Source organism: Trinickia sp. HAY1-2D, from assembly GCF_056754935.1.
In genome coordinates this window covers 824,270-844,226 of the sequence record NZ_JBPGWX010000002.1, presented here as the reverse complement: position 1 = coordinate 844,226, position 19,957 = coordinate 824,270, and the positions used below count along the sequence as shown (strand labels likewise).

General features: G+C 64.7%; 16 protein-coding genes. 13 read left to right on the top strand and 3 right to left on the bottom strand.

Annotation, left to right across the window (positions count from 1 at the left end; translation table 11 throughout):
• Window positions 1-44 precede the first annotated feature (44 nt).
• Together ACR9ZC_RS10900 and ACR9ZC_RS10895 are read left to right on the top strand one after the other, a co-directional pair.
• Window positions 45-2,069 (top strand): hypothetical protein, encoded by a 2,025-nt coding sequence (locus ACR9ZC_RS10900; protein ID WP_481580278.1) that lies wholly within the window; start codon window positions 45-47, stop codon window positions 2,067-2,069.
• A 302-nt stretch (window positions 2,070-2,371) separates the two neighbouring features.
• Complete coding sequence (locus tag ACR9ZC_RS10895; RefSeq protein ID WP_481580277.1) at window positions 2,372-3,511, top strand: helix-turn-helix domain-containing protein; 1,140 nt, start codon at window positions 2,372-2,374, stop codon at window positions 3,509-3,511.
• Between the two features lie 52 nt (window positions 3,512-3,563).
• On the opposite strand, the gene ACR9ZC_RS10890 is transcribed toward ACR9ZC_RS10895, so the two are convergent.
• Together ACR9ZC_RS10890 and ACR9ZC_RS10885 are read right to left on the bottom strand one after the other, a co-directional pair.
• Entirely contained in the window at window positions 3,564-4,205 is a 642-nt protein-coding gene (locus tag ACR9ZC_RS10890) for a DsbA family protein (protein WP_331567876.1), read from the bottom strand.
• Window positions 4,206-4,320: 115 nt separating this feature from the next.
• Complete coding sequence (locus tag ACR9ZC_RS10885; protein ID WP_481580276.1) at window positions 4,321-5,886, bottom strand: TAXI family TRAP transporter solute-binding subunit; 1,566 nt, start codon at window positions 5,884-5,886, stop codon at window positions 4,321-4,323.
• 279 nt (window positions 5,887-6,165) lie between these two features.
• Here ACR9ZC_RS10885 and ACR9ZC_RS10880 point away from each other — a divergent pair, with 279 nt between their 5' ends.
• The 7 genes from ACR9ZC_RS10880 (at window position 6,166) to ACR9ZC_RS10850 (ending at window position 15,158) form a co-directional block, all read left to right on the top strand.
• Window positions 6,166-7,389 (top strand): MFS transporter, encoded by a 1,224-nt coding sequence (locus ACR9ZC_RS10880; RefSeq protein WP_481582641.1) that lies wholly within the window; start codon window positions 6,166-6,168, stop codon window positions 7,387-7,389.
• A 244-nt stretch (window positions 7,390-7,633) separates the two neighbouring features.
• Window positions 7,634-9,622, top strand: a complete 1,989-nt coding sequence (locus ACR9ZC_RS10875; RefSeq protein WP_481580275.1) for a glycoside hydrolase family 28 protein — start codon at window positions 7,634-7,636, stop codon at window positions 9,620-9,622.
• 74 nt (window positions 9,623-9,696) lie between these two features.
• The gene (locus ACR9ZC_RS10870; protein ID WP_481580274.1) at window positions 9,697-11,976 is read left to right on the top strand and encodes an FdhF/YdeP family oxidoreductase; all 2,280 of its coding nucleotides are present in this window, start codon (window positions 9,697-9,699) and stop codon (window positions 11,974-11,976) included.
• A 111-nt stretch (window positions 11,977-12,087) separates the two neighbouring features.
• Complete coding sequence (locus ACR9ZC_RS10865) at window positions 12,088-12,657, top strand: hemerythrin domain-containing protein (RefSeq protein ID WP_481580273.1); 570 nt, start codon at window positions 12,088-12,090, stop codon at window positions 12,655-12,657.
• A gap of 42 nt (window positions 12,658-12,699) precedes the next feature.
• Entirely contained in the window at window positions 12,700-12,981 is a 282-nt protein-coding gene (locus ACR9ZC_RS10860; RefSeq protein ID WP_481580272.1) for a DUF6566 family protein, read from the top strand.
• 102 nt (window positions 12,982-13,083) lie between these two features.
• Complete coding sequence (locus tag ACR9ZC_RS10855; protein WP_481580271.1) at window positions 13,084-14,478, top strand: selenium-binding family protein; 1,395 nt, start codon at window positions 13,084-13,086, stop codon at window positions 14,476-14,478.
• Window positions 14,479-14,504: 26 nt separating this feature from the next.
• On the top strand, window positions 14,505-15,158 hold the full coding sequence (locus ACR9ZC_RS10850) for a hypothetical protein (protein WP_481580270.1): 654 nt from the start codon (window positions 14,505-14,507) through the stop codon (window positions 15,156-15,158).
• A 76-nt stretch (window positions 15,159-15,234) separates the two neighbouring features.
• On the opposite strand, the gene hmgA is transcribed toward ACR9ZC_RS10850, so the two are convergent.
• Complete coding sequence (gene hmgA, locus ACR9ZC_RS10845) at window positions 15,235-16,578, bottom strand: homogentisate 1,2-dioxygenase (RefSeq protein ID WP_481580269.1); 1,344 nt, start codon at window positions 16,576-16,578, stop codon at window positions 15,235-15,237.
• 180 nt (window positions 16,579-16,758) lie between these two features.
• Here hmgA and ACR9ZC_RS10840 point away from each other — a divergent pair, with 180 nt between their 5' ends.
• The 4 genes from ACR9ZC_RS10840 to ACR9ZC_RS10825 all read left to right on the top strand — a co-directional run bounded on the left by ACR9ZC_RS10840 (window position 16,759) and on the right by ACR9ZC_RS10825 (window position 19,904).
• The gene (locus ACR9ZC_RS10840) at window positions 16,759-17,574 is read left to right on the top strand and encodes an EAL domain-containing protein (protein ID WP_331567884.1); all 816 of its coding nucleotides are present in this window, start codon (window positions 16,759-16,761) and stop codon (window positions 17,572-17,574) included.
• Window positions 17,575-17,649: 75 nt separating this feature from the next.
• On the top strand, window positions 17,650-18,840 hold the full coding sequence (locus ACR9ZC_RS10835; protein WP_481580268.1) for an acyl-CoA dehydrogenase: 1,191 nt from the start codon (window positions 17,650-17,652) through the stop codon (window positions 18,838-18,840).
• A 229-nt stretch (window positions 18,841-19,069) separates the two neighbouring features.
• Window positions 19,070-19,372 carry an ElaB/YgaM/YqjD family protein gene (locus ACR9ZC_RS10830; protein WP_331567886.1) on the top strand — a complete coding sequence of 101 codons (303 nt, stop codon included), beginning with the start codon at window positions 19,070-19,072 and terminating at the stop codon, window positions 19,370-19,372.
• Between the two features lie 133 nt (window positions 19,373-19,505).
• A complete protein-coding gene (locus ACR9ZC_RS10825; RefSeq protein WP_481580267.1) occupies window positions 19,506-19,904 on the top strand; it encodes a phage holin family protein in 399 nt (132 codons plus the stop codon).
• Window positions 19,905-19,957: the final 53 nt, after the last annotated feature.

Sequence of the window (19,957 nt, the reverse complement as noted above, 5' to 3'; positions counted from 1 at the left end):
TGTGCTGAACTCGAGAATCCGTCTTCCAGGAGCGCCTTCGTTTCATGCCCGCAGCCCTCCTCGACCGCGAGGCGCATCGGCGCCCGCGCCTGAGCCGGCTCGCATCGTTCGCGACGCCGGTCCTGCTCTCGCTGGCATGCGCGCTCGCGGCCTGCGAACGCGGCCGCACCGACGCTGAGCAAGTGCAGCCGACGCGCGCCGCGGCCGCCACGGCCGCTGCGGCGGCCACAGCCAAGGCGATGCCGTTCAGCGTGAGCGGATCGATCGCCTGCGAGCCCGGCGCGAGCACGCACGCGGCGCGCGAAAAAGGCGAAGCACTCGAAGCCGATACGCCGGGCAGCAACGGCACGCGCACGTTCACCGTGGAGCGGGACTTTACGATTGCGTTCACGACGCACATCGAACACGACGACACCGTCGTCTGGCAAATACACGACGCGCGCGATGTTGTGCGCGCGAGCGGCCGTCTACACGTAAGCGCCGGTGCGCGCACGACCACACTGCGCTGCCGTTCCCCGCTGGCCGGCTATTTCGCGGTCTCGGCGCGGCTCGCGGACGCAGGTGCTGCATTGCCGGCCCGTGGCACCCGCCCCGCGGGGATCGCCACATTCGGCGTGCTGCCCGATGTGGCCCGCGTGCTGCCGGCCCCAACCTACTCGCACGAAGATCAGCATCGTTTCGGCGGACAGGGGACCAACTACCTCGAGCCCGGCGAAACCTGCTGCGATGGAGACGGCTATCGGCCGCTCTACCCGACGCTCGGCTTCTCGTGGGCCAACGACAATCGCAACTGGTACATGAAAGAGGAGGAAAAGGCCGATACGTTCAAGCCCGGTACCGAAACGCTCGCGCGCTACTTCAGACAGGGCGACATCATGCGGCTCATCCAGCTCGACGGCATTCCGGGCTGGGCGAGTCCCACCGGCCAGCGCACGCACAGCTATGCGCCGTCGTCCGAGGCCGCCTATCGCAGCTACATGCGCCGGGTCGGCGAGGACTCCGCGGCCATTCGAGCGCGCTACTTTCCGAATCAATCGAATAATTACTATCAAACGACCTGGGAGCCCGACTACGACGGCGGACTGCCCTGGCGCGATACCGACGCCCACTTCGTCGCGCTTTATCGCGCGACCTACGAGTCGATTCATGCGACCGATCCGCACGCCGTCGTCATGGGCACCGCCAACGCATCGGTACGCGAAAACACGCGCTGGCTCAAGCGCCTCGCGCCGCTGGGCCTCGCGCACTACCTCGACGGCCTTGCAATTCACGGTTATTACGATGTCGGCTGCTCGCCGTCGCACCCGCCCGAACGGCTCGCAACCAGTGGGCAGGCCGCCAGCGCGGCGAATGCGCTGCCCGCTTCGATGCGCGAGCTGCGTCGCGCGATGGTTCAGTATCTGAAACCCGGGGCCAAACTTTTCGCGACCGAAACCGGTATCAGTTATGACATCGGTACCGCCTACGGCGCCAACTACCCCACGCAGAACGTGCTCTTCGCCCAGGGCGCCGTCGTCGCGCGCACGCACTTGATTCTGCTCGGCGAGGGTGCGGATATGACCTACGTGTTCTATTCGTCGGACACGCCCGACTCGCCGCCCGGCTATGGGCTGTTCTTCGATTTGTCCAACCCGAAAGGCAGCTACGGCTCCAACGACATCAGCCCGAAACCCGCCGCCATGGCCGTCGCGGCCATGACGCGCATCATCGACGGCACCACTACGCTCGGCTATCTGAAGGACGTCCCCTCGGGCGTCTACGGCTATGCGTTCCAACGCTTGAACGGCGGCAAGATCGTCACCGCCTTGTGGACGCACAACAATGCCGTGTGGAGCGCCGCGACCGGCTTCAGTGCCACCTACACCGTGCCGTACTCGCTGAAGGTCGATGCTGACGGCACGTCGGGCAATGTCACCGTGCTCGATGTCATGGGCAACGCCGCATCCATGCCCTACAGCAACGGACGCATTACGCTGCCGCTCAGCGAATCGCCGATCTACGTCGTCTCGTCGAACCGCAACGCCATGATGTCCCACGTTACCGTTCCCGCGGGCTACACCGGGCAGTGACTTGGCGCGGCGCGCACCGACATGCGAAGGCGCGCCGGCTCGCATATCGCGGCCGGAGCTTCGCCGTGCAGCGCGAAAGTATCGAGACCATCTGACAACATCTCGCGCTTTTCCGACGCTGCGCGAGGCGCGTCGCGCCGCGCCGCATATGATGCGACGCAGCCAGTCCATTAGCTTTCACCCCGTGCACGATTCTTTTTCGGCGTCGAACCAGGGCGCCGGGAATCCGGGCTGGCTGCCACGAACGCTGCAAGGCGAATGTCCGCGAGCGGCGCCGATGTCGTCGCGACGATATTGCTCTCATGACCAAACGCATCGCTATTCTGATCTTCGACGCGTTTTCACTCGTCGAAGTGAGTTCGGTCGCCGAGGTGTTCCGGCTCGCCGACGAGATCGAACTCGAACGCGAAGTCGCAGCGCAGGAGCACTCAGGCGCGCCGACGGGCCCCGGCACAGGCTCGGCCCCCGGTGCGGGCGCGACGCATGCAGGGCAGCCCCCGCCGCCATCGTCACGCACAAGTCCGACACCGCGCGCCGAGCCGCGGGTACAGGCTCACGTCGAGCCGCAAGGCATGCCCGAAGCACATGAGGCGCCCGAACCCTACGAACTCGTCGTCGTGTCGGACGTCGGCGGCAGTATTGCGAGCAGCGGCGCCATGCGCGTCTGGTCGGAGCGGCTCGAAGACGACGGCGCGCGCGGTTTCGATGTGCTCTTCATCGCCGGCGGCCCGGGCGCCGCTCTCGCGAAAACCGACGAAACCTTTCTGCGCCATCTGCGTGCGGTGCTCGAGAAGACCCGCATCGTGAAGGCGATCGGCGAAGGATTCGCCATCCTGGCCGCCGCCCATGCCGTGAACGAACATCCGGAAGCGGGATCGCCCGTGCCCAGCGTGCCGCTCGCGATCGGCGCCGCTGCGGGAAGTCCACCGTTGATCGAGCAGCCGGTCGCGCTCGACGACCCCCTCGGCCCGATCGCTGCCGCGCTGTCGATCGTCAAACGCGATCGCGGCGCCGATGCCGCGCGCGAGATCTCCGAACGCTCGGTGCCGGGCGCGTGGCGGCGTCTCGGCGCCGTGCTCGGCGAGCTCGATGAAGGCGGCGCGCGCGAGAAGATCAACGCCGCGGCACGATGGATGCGCGAAAACTACGGCCGCCCGATTTCGGTCGCCAAGGCCGCGCAGGTCGCCGCGATGAGCGAGCGCAGCTTCTTGCGCCGCTTCAAATCGCAAATGGGTCTCACACCGTCGGAATATCTGCTGCGTGCCCGGCTCGACGCCAGTTGTCTGCTGCTGGTTGCAACCGATCTGCCGGTGGACAAGATCGCCCGCCGTTGCGGGGTGAGCAGCGGCGACGGGCTCGCGAAGATTTTCCGCAAGCGGCTCGCGATCTCGCCGACCGAATACCGGATCGCCGAGCGCCGGCGCACGAGTCAGCGCAGCTAGGGCGCGGCCTATCGGCTATCGGCTATCGGCTATCGGCTATCGGCTATCGGCCCTACGAGGCGATCCCGTTCGGCAGTTCGCCGAGGCGCCGCACTTCGGGCGACTCGAGCCAGCCTGGCGAGCGCGCGCAATACAGCAACATCGGCAACGCATCTTCGCCCCAAAAGAGCTGGCGATTAAGCCGGAACGTCGGCACGCCGAATACGTCGAGCGCGATCGCATCGTCGAGATTGCGCTGCAGCCGCGACTTCGTCTCCTCGTGTTCGACGAGCCGCTCGCCATGCGGCATGCCGACCGCGCTGCAAAGATCCGCGAAACCGTCGGGCGTCGACGGATCGCGGCCATCGCGCCAAATAAAACGAAACATCGTGCACACGGTGGGGAGATCGGCACCGATGGCGGCCGCGAGCAGCAGTGCCTTCGTCGAATCGAACGGATGCACCGGCGGCATCTTGAACGGAATGCCGAGCTGTTCGGCACGAAACAGAGCGTGCCGATAGGTGAACGCCCGTTTGGGCGGCACTTCGCTCGCCGGTCGCTGCCCCCAGTGGCGATAGAGCGCATGGACCGAAACGGGCACGAGGGCGAACGGCAGGCTGGGCCATTTGTCGTGCTGCTCGAGCAGGAGATACGAGAACGGCGACACGAAGTCGTAGAACCACAGCGGCATGGCCGCATCGATACCGTGCTTCATTGTTGTCTCCCGTTGCACCCTGGACCGCCTCGAGCCGTGCGACGCCGCCGGACTACCCGGCCACGCTGCGCGTATCTGAATCTTACGCGCGCTGCCTTGCGGCGTGCGCGCCCCCTCAGCTCTTTTTCGCGAGCCGCTCCCGGACAAACCCGATGTGCTCTCGCAGCACGTAAAACTGGTCCGCGTAGGCAAGCGGCATCTTGAGCCGGTTGACCGATGCCTCGATTTCGTCGAGGCGGTCGACGAGCGCCGAACGCTCGCTTTCGGACGTGTCGCTGAGCGAAGCGCGCTCGAGCGCGATCAGCGAACCATACCAGCGATAAATTCGCGACTTCACACGCCACGCATAAAGCGACGGTACGAGACGCAGCCCCGGAATCAGCACGACGACGATCGGCACGATCAACACGATGAGCCGGTCGGCGAGGCTCGCCAACCAGAACGGCATCAGCCGATAGAGAAAACTCTTGCCGGACTTGTAGTAGCGCGCGGCGTCATCGCTGATGGGAAAATCGTGCGCGATCGGCGCCGGGAACTCGCCCGCGCGCTGCAGCAGGTTCGGCCGGCCGTTGACCGCACGCGCAGCCTCGATCAGGAGATCCGATAGCGCGGGGTGCAGCGAATCGCGGGCGATCAGCTCGACCGTCGGCGCGAGCGTGTGGACCGTGCGCGGAGGCTCGTTCTTGCCGAGATCGAACGCGCCCATCGGCAAGACGACATCGGTCAGATAGGGAAAGCGCCGCGTGTACGCATCCGCCTGGGAAAACGAGAAGAGCCGCACGCCTCGCGTGCGCGTGAGCCGGGCCATCACAGGGACTTGCGCCGAGTCGCCGGAAAAGAACGCGGCATCGATGCTTCCCTGCGTCAACGCATCGGCCGCTTGTTCGCCGGTAAATGGCAGCAACGTGGTACTGCCGCCCGGCTCGATCCCGTTGGCCTTCAACAGCGTGAGCGCCAAGGCGCGTGCGCCGCTGCCTTCGGGCCCGATCGCCAGGCGCTTGCCGGCGAACGCGGACAGCCTCGTGTACCGGGCGTGTCCGTTGTAGAACACGGCGAGCGGCACGTAGGCGACGCTGCCGAGCGACACGAGCCCTTTCGGCACGGGCCGCGGTACCGCGCCGCCGTCGGGCGCCGAGGCGGCGTCCGATGCAGCCGACGGCGGCGTACCATCCGATGCAGCCAGCGCCAGCGCCAACGTGGAGGCGGATGGCGACACCCCGGGCGCCGGCGCGGCGGACGCAGAGGCCGCGACCGGCTGGGAGGCCGATGAACCCGACGAAGCCGACGAAGGCGCCGACGCGCTCGCCGCCGACAGCTCAGGCGGCGGCGCCACGAGTCCGCTTTGCACGAAACCGACATCGACACCGGAGTGCGCGTTGGAAAGCCGCTCCAGGTTCTCCTGCGACCCTTCCGAACTCAGCACGATCAGCTTGATGCCGTTGCGCGCCAGGATGCGCCGATAGCCGATGGCGGCGTTCCAGAACGAGCTGCCCGGCGGACCCGCGGTGATGGTGAGCGTGGTCGGCGGCGCAGGCTGAATGAGGCGGATGGCACCCCAGATTGCGGCCGCCGACACGAGCAGGATCGGGCCGAACGAGACCGCGAGATCGCGCCAGGAAATGGCTACGAAACGCGCGACGAGGCGCGGCGCGCGGCGTGGGCGCTCGGAAGTCGGTTTCATCGATAGTGGGATCGGACACGTCGGAACAGTGAATATCGCGCCGCCGTGTCTTGGACCGCGGCGCCCGCCGATGGTACAGGAATCGCGCCGTCGCGCATGCCGTTCGCCGCCAGGCCCCGTCTTTTGCTGCAACGCAAAGAAACCGGTTCCATGAGACAATCCCGCCTTTGCGGCGAGCCGCATGGGAAGGCCGCCCGGTTCACGGGCGCGCCCCCAGCGGATGTGCCGCGTATCCTTGGTTTCCGGTTTTACGTCTTGCCCAGTCCCGTCGCCGAGCCCATGTCCGCCGAGTCCGCCTCCGCACCTCAACCCGCGTTGTCCGATCGCACGGCGACCGCGCGCATCGTCAGCGTCGTTTGTTTCACGTTCATCTGCTATTTGACGATCGGGATCCCGCTGCCCGTCTTGCCGGGCTTCGTCAACGGCGACCTCGGCTTCGGCTCGGTCCTGGCCGGCGCGGCCGTCAGCGTCCAATACGCGGCGACACTCGCTTCGCGTCCGCACGCAGGCCGCAGCGCGGATGCGCGGGGCGCCCGGCGCACCGTGCTCACCGGCCTTGCCGCGTGCGGTGCGAGCGGCGCGCTGCTGCTCATCGCCAGCATGTTGACCGAGTGGCGTATCGCAAGCCTTGCCGTCCTCTTGCTCTCGCGGCTCGTTCTCGGCTTCGGCGAGAGCTTCGTCGGCACGGGCGCGATTCTCTGGGGCATCGGACGCGTCGGCGCGCATCACAGCGCGCGGGTGATCTCGTGGAACGGCGTCGCCACCTACGGCGCCATTGCCGTCGGCGCGCCGGCCGGTGCCGCGCTTGCCCATGCGCTCGGCGGTCCGTGGGCGCTCGGCGCCGTCACCGTGGTCCTCGCGGCGCTGGGCTACGCGTTCGCGCGCCGGGTCGCGCCGGTCCCGCCTGTCCATGGCGAACGGATGTCGTATGCGAGCGTCTTCATGCGCGTCCTGCCCCACGGCCTTGGCCTTGCGCTCGGCACCGCGGGCTTCGGCGCCATCGCGACATTCATCGCGCTCTACTACGCCGCGCGCGGCTGGCAACACCCGGCTCTCGCGCTCAGCGTATTCGGCATGCTGTTCGTCGGCGCCCGCCTCGCATTCGCCAATGCCATCAAAACATATGGCGGGTTGCGCATTGCCATCGCGTCGTTCTCGTTGGAATGCGCGGGCCTGATTCTGCTGTGGCTGGCCGGCACCCCGCATGCCGCGCTGGCCGGCGCGGCGCTGACCGGCTTCGGCTTCGCGCTCGTCTTCCCCGCGCTCGGCGTCGAGGCCGTGGGACTCGTGCCCCCCGCGAGCCGCGGTGCGGCGCTGTCGGCGTACTCGGTGTTCTTCGACCTCTCGCTCGGCATCATGGGTCCCCTGGCGGGCTATGTCGCAGGCGCTTTCGGGTATGGCTCGGTGTTCCTCATGGCTGCGCTGGCCGCCGCAGCAGCGGCAGTGCTGAGCGCGAGCCTCTACGTACGTTACGTGCGCAACGGCGCCGCCCCGGCGTTTTAGGCCGCATCCTCCGAATCCGGCGGTTAGCCGCCCGACATCCGCTTATTGCGCGCGCCAGTCATACGATGACCGATGAGTCGCACTGCGCTCCACTCACCATCAAGCGCACTAGCTCCGCGGGTTACGAGATTTCTCAGCCGGAACGGTTCGGAACTACACTCCTCAACGTAGTACGACAACATAAGACTCAGCGCGGGCCGCGCGTCCCTTGCCGCTCGTCGATCCTATCCAGGAGGCGTTCCAAATGACAGCAAAAAGCCGTCGTCGTGCATCATCGATTTCCGCCTTATCGAACGTCCGCCTCACGCGCCGCGCATTCGTCGGCCTCGGCGGTGCGGCACTTGCCGGCACGCTGGGACCACTGAGCGCCGTGCGCGCGTTCGCCGCGGCGCCCGGCATTCCCCAGGTCGATCTCATTTGGGGCGAACACGGCGCGGCCGCGAGGATCGCGGCGATGGTGGCGCATGTTTCGAAGACGCTCTTTCGTCCGCGCGATTACGACGTGACGGCTTACGGCGCACAGTCCGTGAGCGTCGTGGCGGCCGCCTCGCCCTACACGAACGTGGTCAAGTCGCCTGTCAGCCCGGGCTCCGAGAAGACGCCCGCCCCCAATGCGTTCGACTCGCGCCCGGCATTCCTGGCCGCGATCGACGCCTGCCACCGCGAAGGCGGCGGTCGTGTCGTCGTTCCGGCCGGCAATTGGTACTGCGCTGGGCCGATCGTCCTGCAAAGCAACGTCCGCTTTCACCTGAGCGCGAACTGCACGATCTATTTCACCCCGAACCCTGCCGACTATGCGAAGGACGGCCCCGTGGATTGCGGCGCCAACGGCCGGCTCTACTACAGCCGCTGGCAGGCCGACGACTGCCTGAACTTCGGCGCTCCGGTCTATGCGCGCAACGCGATCAACATCGCGCTGACGGGCGAAGGTCCGAGTTCGGTGCTCAATGGGCAAGCCATGACGCCGTTCTCCGGCAGCGGCAACAACAGCGTCTGCTGGTGGACGTACAAGGGCTCGTCCGGCGCCTACGGAGCAGGCGCATCGGTGCCGAGCCAAGCGTATGCCAACCCGAACAACGCCGATTTGCGCCTCGTGGCGCCCGGCATCTCCGACGCGCTCTATGCGCTGCTGACCTCGCCCAGCACCCCGTGGCAGCAGGACCAGAACTACTTGCCGGCGCTTTCCGAAGCCGGCGTGCCCGTCGAAAAACGCATCTTCGGGCTCGGCCATTATCTGCGTCCGTGCCTTGTGGAATTCATCGACTGCAAGAACGTGCTGATGGAAAACTACCAGACGCAAAACACGCCGTTCTGGCAGCACCATCCCACGGCCTGCATGAACGTCGTGTTTCGCGGCGTGACGACCGACAGCATCGGTCCCAACAACGATGGGTTCGATCCCGAGGCCTGCACCAACGTCCTCGTGGAAAACTGTACGTTCAATACGGGCGACGATTGCATCGCCATCAAATCGGGCAAGAATCTCGACACCGGATACGGTCCGGCCAAACGCCATTTGATTCGCGATTGCACGATGAACAGCGGCCATGGCGGCATTACGCTCGGCAGCGAGATGGGCGGCGGCGTCGAGCAGATCTTCGCGACGAACCTGTCGATGCTCAACGCAAACTGGCAAACCAATCCGCTCAATATCGCCATTCGCGTGAAAACGAACATGAATCGCGGCGGCTACGTGAAGGACTTCCACGTCAAAGGCGTGACGCTGCCGAACGGCGTCAGTCTCAAAGGCGGTGGCTACGGCAGCGCGTTTCTCGCCGGCAGTCCGATCAATGCGAGCGTGCCGCTGGGCGTCGTCACGCCGGCGGCCGGGAATCCGGCAGCGGCTCAAGGCGGAATCGTCACGTTCGACTGCGACTATCAGCCCGCTAACGATGCCGTCAGAACGCGGCCGCCCGTCGTGCAAAACATCACGATATCGGACGTCAAGGCGAGCAACGTGACGTTGAACGGCGTAACCGGCTCCTGTTTTCAGGCGATCGTCGCGCAAGGTCCCGTCGCATCCGACTACAACGGACCCACACCCGCGCCGACCGTCGTGCCGATCTCGGGCGTCTCGATCAGCAACTGCGACTTCGGCACCCCGGTCGCGGCGGGTCCTGCCACGGTCACCTCGCCCGGGCCGATTTATGCCTACAACGTGAACGCGATCACGCTCTCGAATACGGTCATCGCGGGCCAGATCGTCAACACGACGATCGTCGACAAGCGCTAAGCCCTCGGGGCGGGATGGAATGGAGATTGCTCGCTACGGACCTGCGTAGCGCTGTTTCTCCGGAGCATCCCGCCATGAGCAAGGCAAACAAGAGTCCGTCATATCCATTCGCGTCCGGCGGTTGGGGATCGCTGAAAGCGGTAACGAACATCCTCGCGCAGGAAAAGGTCACACTGAAAGACAGTGCGGTTCTGCTCAAGCAGAACAAGCCCGACGGATTCATGTGCGTCAGTTGTTCGTGGGCAAAGCCGGCCGATCCTCACACGTTCGAATTCTGCGAAAGCGGAGCAAAAGCGACCGCGTGGGACCTCACTGCGAAGCGCATGACGCCCGAGTTCTTCGAACTCAATACGGTGAGCTCGCTGCTGAACTGGCCCGACCATGACCTCGAGGAGGCCGGAAGACTCACCGCACCGATGAAGTACGACGCTGCTACCGATCGATACGTCGAAGTCAGCTGGGAGGACGCCTTTCGCGAGATCGGCCGGGAACTGGCCGCGCTCGATCCCAAGAGCGTCGTTTTCTACACGTCGGGGCGGGCATCCCTCGAAACGTCATACATGTATCAGCTTTTCGTGCGGATGTATGGCTGCAACAATCTTCCCGACAGCTCGAACATGTGCCACGAGAGCACCAGCGTCGGACTGAAGGAAGCCATTGGAGTCGGGGTCGGCACGATCACGCTCGAAGACTTCGAAAAGACCGACCTGATGTTTTTCTTCGGACAGAACGTCGGCACCAACAGTCCTCGAATGCTCCACCAGTTGCAGGAAGCACGCAATCGCGGCGTTCCCATCATCACGTTCAATCCGCTGGTCGAGCCCGGCCTCGTTTCGTTCGCGAACCCGCAGTCGCCCGTGCAGATGCTGACACCCGCGCAGACACAGATCAGCACGCAGTACCACCAGGTGAAGACGGGCGGCGATACGGCGGCCATCCTCGGCATCTGCAAGGCGGTCATCGAAGCGGACGATCGAGCCAAAACGCAGGGCTTGCCTCGCGTCCTCGATGTCGCCTTTATCGATGAACACACGATCGGCTTCGAGGAGTTCGCTGCCTATGCCCGGGCAACCGACTGGAGCGAGATCGAACGTGTGAGCGGCCTCACGCGCGCGGCGCTGCTCGATGCGGCCGACGAATACATGCGGGCCAACGCGGTAATGGCGCACTTTGGGATGGGTTTGACGCAGCATCGGCTCGGCGTGCAGAACGTGCGCATGCTCACCAACCTTTTGCTGTTGCGCGGGAACATCGGCAAGCCGGGCGCCGGCCCCTCGCCGGTGCGCGGACACTCCAACGTGCAGGGCCAGCGCACGGTGGGCATCACCGAGAAGCCGGAACTGGCGCCGCTCGATCAGCTCGCGACGCAGTTCTCGTTCGAGCCCCCGAGGAGCAAAGGGCTGAACACCGTTGAAGCGTTCGAAGCGATGCTGAATGGCGAGGTGAAAGCCGTCGTCAATCTGGGCGGCAATCTCGTACGCTCGGTCCCGGATCGGCTGCGCACGGAGCCGGCATGGGCAGGTCTGCGCTTGACCGTCAATGTGGCGACGAAGCTCAACCGCAGCCACCTCGTTCACGGCGAAGTCTCGTACATCCTCCCGTGCCTGAGCCGAATCGAAATTCACCGTACGCCACTAGGCGAACAAGCCGTGTCGATGGAAGACAGCACGGGCTGCATGCATGGCTCGAAAGGCGTCACGGAACCCGCCAGCGAAAAAGCCCGCCCGGAACAATACATCGTGGCGGGCATCGCCAAAGCAACGCTGGGGGAGCGTTCCACCGTCGACTGGGACGCCTGGCGCGACGACTATTCGCTCGTGCGCGAGGAAATCGCCAAGACCTACCCCGACATCTTCCACGACTTCAACGCGCGCATGTGGCAGCCGGGCGGCTTCCACCGGCCGCTTGCCGCACGTCATCGCCAGTGGAAAACCCCATCGGGCAAGGCCGAGTTCCTCACGCCCCACTCGCTGGGCGAAGACCCCGACATGCCGGAGAAGGTGCCTGAAGCGCTGCGTCTGATGACATTGCGCAGCGACAGCCAGTTCAATACGACGATCTACAACACCGGAGACCGTTTTCGCGGCGTGAAGAATACGCGCATGGTCATTCTGATGAATAAAGCGGATATCGAAAAACGTCACTTGCATGAAGGGCAGAAAGTGACGCTGCAGACGATCGCCGACGACGGCATCGATCGGCGCCTCGAAGGGCTCGAAATCAAGGCGTATGCGATACCCGAGGGTTGTATCGGCGGCTACTACCCGGAATGCAACGTATTGCTGCCGCTTTGGCACTACGCGAAGGAAAGCAAGGTCCCGGGGGCGAAATCGATTCCGGTGCGCATCGTCTAGGGCGTGTTCACGCCCGACTGCTTTTGCGGTGAGGGTGCCGCGCGGGAACGCAGCATGCTCAGCGGAACGCGCACGGTCCCTTACCGTGTCCCACCATCAGAGGTCGATACCATGCCCTACGTGCCCACCATCACGACGATGATTCGTCTCGATCACTCCCACGCCGTATCTGCATTTCATCGCTACGGTAGCGAAACCGCATGGTGGCGCAAACGTGCGATCGTCACCTCCGTCTGCAGAGCGCTTGAAATACATGCACAGCTCGAAGAAGAATTCTTCTACCCTGCCCTTGCGCGCATCGCACCGACTGACGAAATTCTGAAGAAGAGCCAGCCGGAGCATGACCAACTGCGCGAAATCATCGCGAAGCTGCGTGGCATGGGCCCGGAGAACGCCGCATACGATTCGCTGTTCATGGAGTTGATGCGCGATACCCTGCACCATGTCGCCGATGAGGAAACGAAGCTGCTACCTCTCGCGGAGCGCGCGCTCGGTCCCGAATTGCGCACGCTGGGTGCACAAATGATGCGCCGGCGAATGCAGTTGCTGGGAGAACATCCCGTCGAGATGGCAGTCAATACGGCCGGTACATTCCCTGTTGCCACAGCCGTCGTGGCGACCGTGCTCGCCTGCGGCGTGGCGCGGCTCGTCAGGGGCAATCGACACGCGCGCGCGGCATGAACCGCCGCGCCGCCGCGCATTGTCCGACACGGGCACCCGCTCATGCCCTTCCCATCTGATCGCGACGAGTTTCCGCCCGAGCGCTTCGTGTATCGCGGCTACAGCGTGACCGTGCACACGCAGCGCAACGAGCGCAACAGCTGGCTCGCCGTCATCGATGTCGAACGCGACGGACAACCCGTGCAACTGGAGGGACCCGAGACCGTCGTACCGTTTTGGAGCACGCGGGAGGAAGCGCAACGGGCGGGCATCGAACGCGTGCGCTACCTATTGGATCAGCGCGACGGAGTGCTTGCCCTTCGCAACCCGGCGCGGCCGAGATGAGGGCCCCGCCTGAACGGGCCTTAGCTTATTCCAAACGGTTCCTTGATTTTCCATACGACGGCCACCTACGATAGTGAGCCTCCCCCTCTCTTGGAGAGGCTCATGCCGTCCTGGAAACCCGATCCGACGTTCTACCCGTCTGCGCGGCTCGCCGCAGACGCTCCCCCGGAAACGCTGGCCTACGTGGCGAGCTTCGATCCGAAGCGCGCCACGCCCGACGAAATCGCCGTCGTCGATCTCGATGCGGATTCGCCGAGCTACGGCACCATCGTTCACCGCGTCGCCATGCCCAATACCGGTGACGAGCTGCATCACTTCGGCTGGAACGCCTGCAGCTCGTGCCTGTGTCCGAATGCGCCCCACCCGCACTCCGAGCGCCGCTATCTCGTCGTGCCGGGGCTGCGCTCGTCGCGCATCCACATCCTCGATACGAAGCCCGACCCACGCCGCCCGGCCATCGTACGCGTGATCGAGCCCGAGGAGCTCAAACGCAAAGCGGGCTATACGCGCCCGCATACCGTCCATTGCGGCCCGCAGGGAATCTACGTGACCGCACTCGCGAACGCCGAGGGCGAAGCGCCGGGCGGTGTCATGCTCATCGATCACGAGACGTTCGATGTCCGCGGCCGCTGGGAAATCGAGCGCGGACCGCAAGAGCTCGCCTACGATGCCTGGTGGCATCTCGGCTTCGACACGCTCGTATCCAGCGAATGGGGGCTGCCGGCCACGTTCGAAAACGGCCTCGTGCCCGAGGTACTGCTCGGCGGGCAGTATGGCCATCGGCTGCACTTCTGGGATCTCAACACGCGCAAACACCAGCAAACCCTCGATTTTGGCGCCGAACATCAACTCGTCTTCGAGCTGCGGCCGGCGCACGATCCGACCAAGGCCTACGGCTTCGTCAATTCGGTCATCAGTTTGAAGGACCTCTCGGCATCGATCTGGACCTGGTATCGAGACGGCAACCGCTGGGCCGCGCGCAAAATCATCGAAATTCCGGCCGAACCGGCGGACCCGGCGATCCTGCCGCCGATGCTCAAGGGGTTTTCCGCGGTCCCGCCGCTCGTTACCGATATCGCGCTCTCGCTCGACGACAAGTCGCTGTTCGTCGCCTGCTGGGGCACCGGCGACATGCGCCGCTACGACGTTTCCGATCCGTTTCACCCGGAGTTGACGGGCACGGTGCGCGTGGGCGGCATCGCCTCGCGCGCCACGCATCCGTGCGCCGACGGCCGTCCGCTCAACGGCGGACCGCAAATGGTCGAAGTCAGCCGGGACGGCGAACGCGTCTACTTCACGAACTCGCTTTACGGTGCGATCGACGAACAGTTCTATCCCGACGGCATCGCCGGCTGGATGGTCAAGCTCGATGCGCCAGCCGGCAGCGGGCTCGAGTTCGACCGGGAGTTCTATCTGCCGTGGCATGACACCCATCGGCCACATCAGATCCGGCTCGAAGGCGGCGACGCCTCGTCGGATTCCTACTGCTACCCGTGAGACGCCGCGGGAGGCGTGGGGTCCGTATGAGTGCGACACTGAGCGCGGCAAGCGCCGCCACCGCCGCGACGAGTTGGGTGGCCATCGTCGGCAGCGGCGTCTTTCACGGCGTCAATCCGGCCATGGGATGGCTGTTCGCGACTGCGCTCGGGCTGCAGCGCGGCAGCCGCCAGGCGCTTTGGGCCGCGCTGCCGCCGCTTGCGCTCGGACACGCCGTGTCGGTATTCGCCGTGACGAGCTCGGCGCTCGCGTTCGGCGTGCTCGCCCGTACGCTGCATATGCAGCTCGCGCTCGGGGCGATGCTGGTCGCATGGGGCATCTATCACCATTTCTACGGGCATCGGCACCGCATCGCAGTGGGCATGACGGCTGGATTCGCGGGGCTGGCCTTGTGGTCCGCCGCGACGGCGACGCTGCATGGCGCCGGGCTCATGCTGGTTCCCGCGCTGATGCCGCTTTGCACGAGCGGGGCGTTCGGACCGCCGGGCGGGCCGCTCGGTCCCGCCGCTGCGGCCACGCTGCTGCATACGGCCGTTGCAACCGCGACCAGCGCGATCCTCGCGTTCGTTGCCTATCAGTATGTGGGGCTCGGCGTCTTGCGGCGCGGCTGGATCAACTTCGACTGGCTCTGGTCGGCCGCTCTCGTCGCGGCCGGCACGTTCCTGCTGGCGTTCGGCTGAAACCCGGCCCTGCGGCGGCCGCAACCGCCCTGCCCGGGCGTCTGCAAGCCGATCCGATGTCTTCCGCGAACGATCGTCATCGGCGGGCAGCGTCGAAGCGTTTGCGCAGCCCCTGCCAACACTCGAAGTAGCGGGCCTGCAACTGAGCGCTTTCGAGCGCGAAACGCGTGGGCCGCAATAACGTGCGCGTCTCGAACATGAAAGCGAGCGTGTCGGCCACCTTTTGCGGCTTGGTCGTATCCATCGTCGACGCCTTTTCGAACGTGGCCGCATCGGGGCCGTGTCCGGCCATGCAGTTGTGCAGGCTCGCACCGCCCGGCATGAAGCCCTCCTCTTTTGCATCGTAGACGCCGTGGACCAGCCCCATGAACTCGCTCGCGACATTGCGATGAAACCAGGGCGGTCGGAAGGTATCTTCGCCCGCAAGCCAACGCGGCGGGAAAATCACGAAGTCGAGCGAATCGACACCCGGCGTGTCGCTTGGCGATTGCAGCACGAGGAAGATCGACGGATCGGGATGATCGAAGCTGATCGAGCCGATCGCGTTGAAGCGGCGCAAATCGTACTTATAAGGCGCGTAATTGCCGTGCCACGCCACGACGTCGAGCGGCGAGTGTCCGATATCGGCGCGCCAGAGCAAGCCGTCGAGCTTTGCCACCAACTCGAAGGCGCCCTCCCGATCTTCGTATGCGGCCTGCGGCGTCAGGAAGTCGCGCGGATTCGCGAGCCCGTTCGAGCCGATCGGTCCGAGATCGGGCAGGCGCAGCAGTGCACCGAAATTCTCGCAGACGTAACCGCGGGCGCTTGCGTCCGGCAGCGCCACCGAAAATCGCACGCCGCGCGGAATGACGGCGATCTCCGACGGTTCGAGGTCGATCCGTCCCATCTCCGTGGCGATCGCCAGCCGCCCCGCTTGCGGCACGATCAGCAGTTCGCCGTCCGCGCTATAGAAGAAGCGGTCATGCATCGAACGATTGGCCGCATAGAGATGGATCGCGCAACCCGACATCGCCGCGGCACTGCCGTTGCCGGCCATCGTAACGAGCCCGTCGACGAAATCGGTCGGCGTATCGGGCAGCGGCAGCGGGTCCCATCGAAGCTGGTTCGGTGGCGTGGGCGGAACTTGAGCAAAGTTCGCGACGAGTCGCGGCGGTGGCCCGCCAGCGTCATCCGCCGGCATGCGCTCGAACGGCTGATGAACCGCCGCCGGGCGGATTCGGTAAAGCCACGAGCGGCGGTTATGCGCGCGCGGTGCCGTGAACGCGGTCCCCGACAGTTGCTCGGCGTACAGGCCGTACGGTGCGCGCTGCGGGGAATTACGGCCGACGGGCAGCGCGCCAGGTAGCGCTTCGGTGGCGAACTCGTTGGCAAAACCCGACTGATAGCCGTCAGGTCCGCTGTGGCGAGAGGCTGAGTGCATGAATCCTATCTCCGTGGTGCTTCTCGATTTACGCATGGTAAAACCAATTACTCATTGTTGATTCAACGTAAACCCTGATGGAGCACTACCGGACAATATCGATATAAGTAACGACGAAGTAACGATGCTGCCGGCCAGGGTGCTGCTACCATCGACACAGCACCCCTCCCACGCCTGCCCATGATCCCCCCGACCATTCCCGCGCTCCTCGAACACGCCGCCGCTCATCCTTTCTTGCGCGAGCACTTGTCGTCCGGCGGCGACACGCCGCCGGGCTTCGCCTATGCGCACCTGGACGGCTTGCGCCTCGAAAGCGGCTATCAGCCCATCTTCGACGTGAGCATGAACGGCATACAAACGCTCTGGTCCGCGCCCGACAGCGCAGACCGTTTCGGCGACGAGCTGGGCTTTCAGGCACTGACGCTCGCGCCCGGCGGCACGCCGTTCGATCCTTGCGAACGCGTCGAGGACGACCAGGAACTCGTCGCGCGCGATCGCCTCGCGCGCACGCTGCATGCAATCAACTTTTTCGGCTCGCAACAGCACGGACTGCTTTTTCTGCGCGTGCACGAGCGTCTGCTCAAGAGCGTCAAGTACGATCACGGCCAGCACTTTTCCACGGTGCTCGTCTCGCTCGGCCTCAACCCCGCGCGTATCGTGATCGAACTGCCCGGTATCGCGGTCGCCCATCGCACGTTTCTCGGCTATCTCACGAAGAGTTACCAGCGCTTCGGGTTCAAGGTGGCGGGTAATCTGCCGAATGCCGGACACATCATGTCGGTATCGGACATGGCCCGGCTCGACTTTCTGAAAATCGACGGTGCAGCTGTCTTGAGAGATGCCATGACCAAGCCGCTCATTGCGTACGCCAACCGACTGCACATTCCGCTGATTTTCGATCGAGTGGCGACGGAAGCGCAATTCGATGCGCTCCAGCAGTTCGGTGCGCGCTTCGTGCAAGGGCCGCTGTTCGAGCCGCACGCGCGGATCCGCTAACGCGGGGCATCCCGCTCCAGCGCTTCGCGCGGCGGTGCGATGCTTTCGCGACAACAGACCTGAAAGGAGATCACGATGGCCGAGCCTGCCCGGTTTCACTGGGACGATCCGCTCCTGCTCAACGAGCAGTTGACCGAAGAGGAACGCATGGTGCGCGACGCGGCGCACGCTTATGCGCAAGACAAACTGCTGCCGCGCGTCACTGAAGCGTTTCGTCACGAGCGCACCGATATCGAGGTCTTCCGCGAAATGGGCGCCATCGGTCTGCTCGGTCCGACCATTCCGGACGAATACGGCGGGCCGGGTCTCAATTTCGTCAGCTACGGCCTGATCGCACGCGAGGTCGAGCGGGTCGACTCGGGCTACCGCTCGATGATGTCGGTGCAGTCGTCGCTCGTGATGGTGCCGATCTACGAGTTCGGCTCGGATTCGCAGAAGGCCCGCTATCTGCCGAAACTCGCCACCGGCGAATGGATCGGCTGCTTCGGGCTCACGGAACCCGATCACGGCTCCGATCCGGGCAGCATGGTCACGCGCGCACGCAAGGTCGAAGACGGCTATGTGCTGACCGGCGCCAAAATGTGGATCACCAATTCGCCGATCGCCGATGTGTTCGTCGTCTGGGCCAAGCTCGACGAAGACGGCAAGGACACCATCCGCGGCTTCATCCTCGAAAAAGGCATGAAAGGCCTCAGTGCGCCGGCCATCCACGGCAAGGTCGGACTGCGCGCATCGATCACCGGCGAAATCGTACTCGACGATGTCCTGGTGCCGCGCGAGAACATGCTGCCCAATGTAAGCGGCTTGCGCGGACCGTTCACCTGCTTGAATTCGGCGCGCTACGGCATTGCCTGGGGTGCGCTCGGGGCGGCGGAATCATGCTGGCATACGGCGCGTCAGTACGTACTCGAACGCAAGCAGTTCGGCCGCCCGCTCGCGGCCAATCAGCTCGTGCAAAAGAAGCTCGCCGACATACAAACCGAAATCACGCTCGGCTTGCAAGGCGTGCTGCGCCTCGGCCGCATGAAGGATGAAGGCATCGCAGCGTCCGAAATCACGTCGATCATGAAGCGCAACTCCTGCGGCAAGGCATTGGACATTGCCCGACTAGCGCGCGACATGCTCGGCGGCAACGGCATCTCGGACGAATTCGGCGTTGCGCGCCATCTCGTCAATCTCGAAGTCGTCAACACCTACGAAGGCACACACGACATCCACGCCCTCATCCTCGGACGCGCCCAAACAGGCATTCAAGCATTCTTCTGAGCGCGTGGCACCCGGCCGTATATCGGCCGGTGCCTGTGTAAATTCGGCGTCGCGCCGACGAAACTTCTTCAAGCCGCGCGCAGTCTGCGATAAAGCCGTCCGGTGAGGCGCATCGGTTATGCGAATCGGGCCGGGAATGGATTCTGCATGTGCATCGGGTGTGGCATATGCCCGCCGGCTGTCCTATCTTTGGTACGATGCACGCGTGGATGGAAACTAGGGGATTCGAATGGCTGAAGTTAACAAGGAGAGATTGATGTCCGATATCAGAACCGTCCTCGCGGATGCCGAGGACCTCTTGAAGCAAGCCGCGAATGCCACAGGCGAACGCGCCTCGGAATTGCGCGAAACCGCGCTCTCCCGGCTCAAGCAAGCCAAGGAAAAAGCGGCCGACGTCCAGGTCGTCGTCGTGGAAAAAGGCAAAAAGGCTGCGCGCGCAACGGACGACTACGTGCATGAACACCCGTGGACGGCTATTGGCGTTGCAGCGGGGATCGGCATGGTGCTCGGCCTTCTCATCAACCGCAAGTAATCCGGGTGCGCCGGCCGGCGCGCCGGTGCCCGTCAGGCTGCCGCCGAGCTGGCCCGCTCGGCCGTGAGCCTGTACGGCAAATCGCTGGCGCCGTCTGCCCGCGCGGGGTTATGCGCTAATCCGTCCGAACTTCATGCCAAACGACGACAACCCATCGCCGCATTCATCCGCCAACCAGCACGGACCGCTGCGACGGATGCTGAGTTCGCTGTACGCGCTGTTGCAAACGCGGCTCGAGCTCATCGGCATCGAGCTCGCGGAAGAGCGCGAGCGCATTCTGGCCGTAGTGTTTCTCGGCCTCATCGCCGTCATGTTCGCGATGATGGCGCTCATCAGCCTGACAGCCCTGATTGCCGTGGCATTCTGGGACACCTATCGATGGCAGGTTCTTGCGGGCATTACCGGCGTCTATGGAATTGGCGCGCTTTTGTGCGCGCTCAAGGCACGCAGCGGTTTGCATGACGCGCCGATCGTTTTTCAAGCGACGCTCAACGAGTTCGAGAAAGACCGCGAGATGTTCCGTCAGCCTTAGTTGGGTGGTGCTTGCCGTTGATTGCCGTTGATTACCGTTGAGCGCCCCAATCG

Excerpts from the sequence above, each read along its gene's own strand:
- ACR9ZC_RS10900 (WP_481580278.1), top strand. The coding sequence starts at position 45 with ATGCCCGCAGCCCTCCTCGACCGCGAGGCGCATCGGCGCCCGCGCCTG.
- ACR9ZC_RS10895 (WP_481580277.1), top strand. The coding sequence starts at position 2,372 with ATGACCAAACGCATCGCTATTCTGATCTTCGACGCGTTTTCACTCGTC.
- ACR9ZC_RS10890 (WP_331567876.1), bottom strand. The coding sequence starts at position 4,205 with ATGAAGCACGGTATCGATGCGGCCATGCCGCTGTGGTTCTACGACTTC.
- ACR9ZC_RS10885 (WP_481580276.1), bottom strand. The coding sequence starts at position 5,886 with ATGAAACCGACTTCCGAGCGCCCACGCCGCGCGCCGCGCCTCGTCGCG.
- ACR9ZC_RS10880 (WP_481582641.1), top strand. The coding sequence starts at position 6,166 with ATGTCCGCCGAGTCCGCCTCCGCACCTCAACCCGCGTTGTCCGATCGC.
- ACR9ZC_RS10875 (WP_481580275.1), top strand. The coding sequence starts at position 7,634 with ATGACAGCAAAAAGCCGTCGTCGTGCATCATCGATTTCCGCCTTATCG.
- ACR9ZC_RS10870 (WP_481580274.1), top strand. The coding sequence starts at position 9,697 with ATGAGCAAGGCAAACAAGAGTCCGTCATATCCATTCGCGTCCGGCGGT.
- ACR9ZC_RS10865 (WP_481580273.1), top strand. The coding sequence starts at position 12,088 with ATGCCCTACGTGCCCACCATCACGACGATGATTCGTCTCGATCACTCC.
- ACR9ZC_RS10860 (WP_481580272.1), top strand. The coding sequence starts at position 12,700 with ATGCCCTTCCCATCTGATCGCGACGAGTTTCCGCCCGAGCGCTTCGTG.
- ACR9ZC_RS10855 (WP_481580271.1), top strand. The coding sequence starts at position 13,084 with ATGCCGTCCTGGAAACCCGATCCGACGTTCTACCCGTCTGCGCGGCTC.
- ACR9ZC_RS10850 (WP_481580270.1), top strand. The coding sequence starts at position 14,505 with ATGAGTGCGACACTGAGCGCGGCAAGCGCCGCCACCGCCGCGACGAGT.
- hmgA (WP_481580269.1), bottom strand. The coding sequence starts at position 16,578 with ATGCACTCAGCCTCTCGCCACAGCGGACCTGACGGCTATCAGTCGGGT.
- ACR9ZC_RS10840 (WP_331567884.1), top strand. The coding sequence starts at position 16,759 with ATGATCCCCCCGACCATTCCCGCGCTCCTCGAACACGCCGCCGCTCAT.
- ACR9ZC_RS10835 (WP_481580268.1), top strand. The coding sequence starts at position 17,650 with ATGGCCGAGCCTGCCCGGTTTCACTGGGACGATCCGCTCCTGCTCAAC.
- ACR9ZC_RS10830 (WP_331567886.1), top strand. The coding sequence starts at position 19,070 with ATGGCTGAAGTTAACAAGGAGAGATTGATGTCCGATATCAGAACCGTC.
- ACR9ZC_RS10825 (WP_481580267.1), top strand. The coding sequence starts at position 19,506 with ATGCCAAACGACGACAACCCATCGCCGCATTCATCCGCCAACCAGCAC.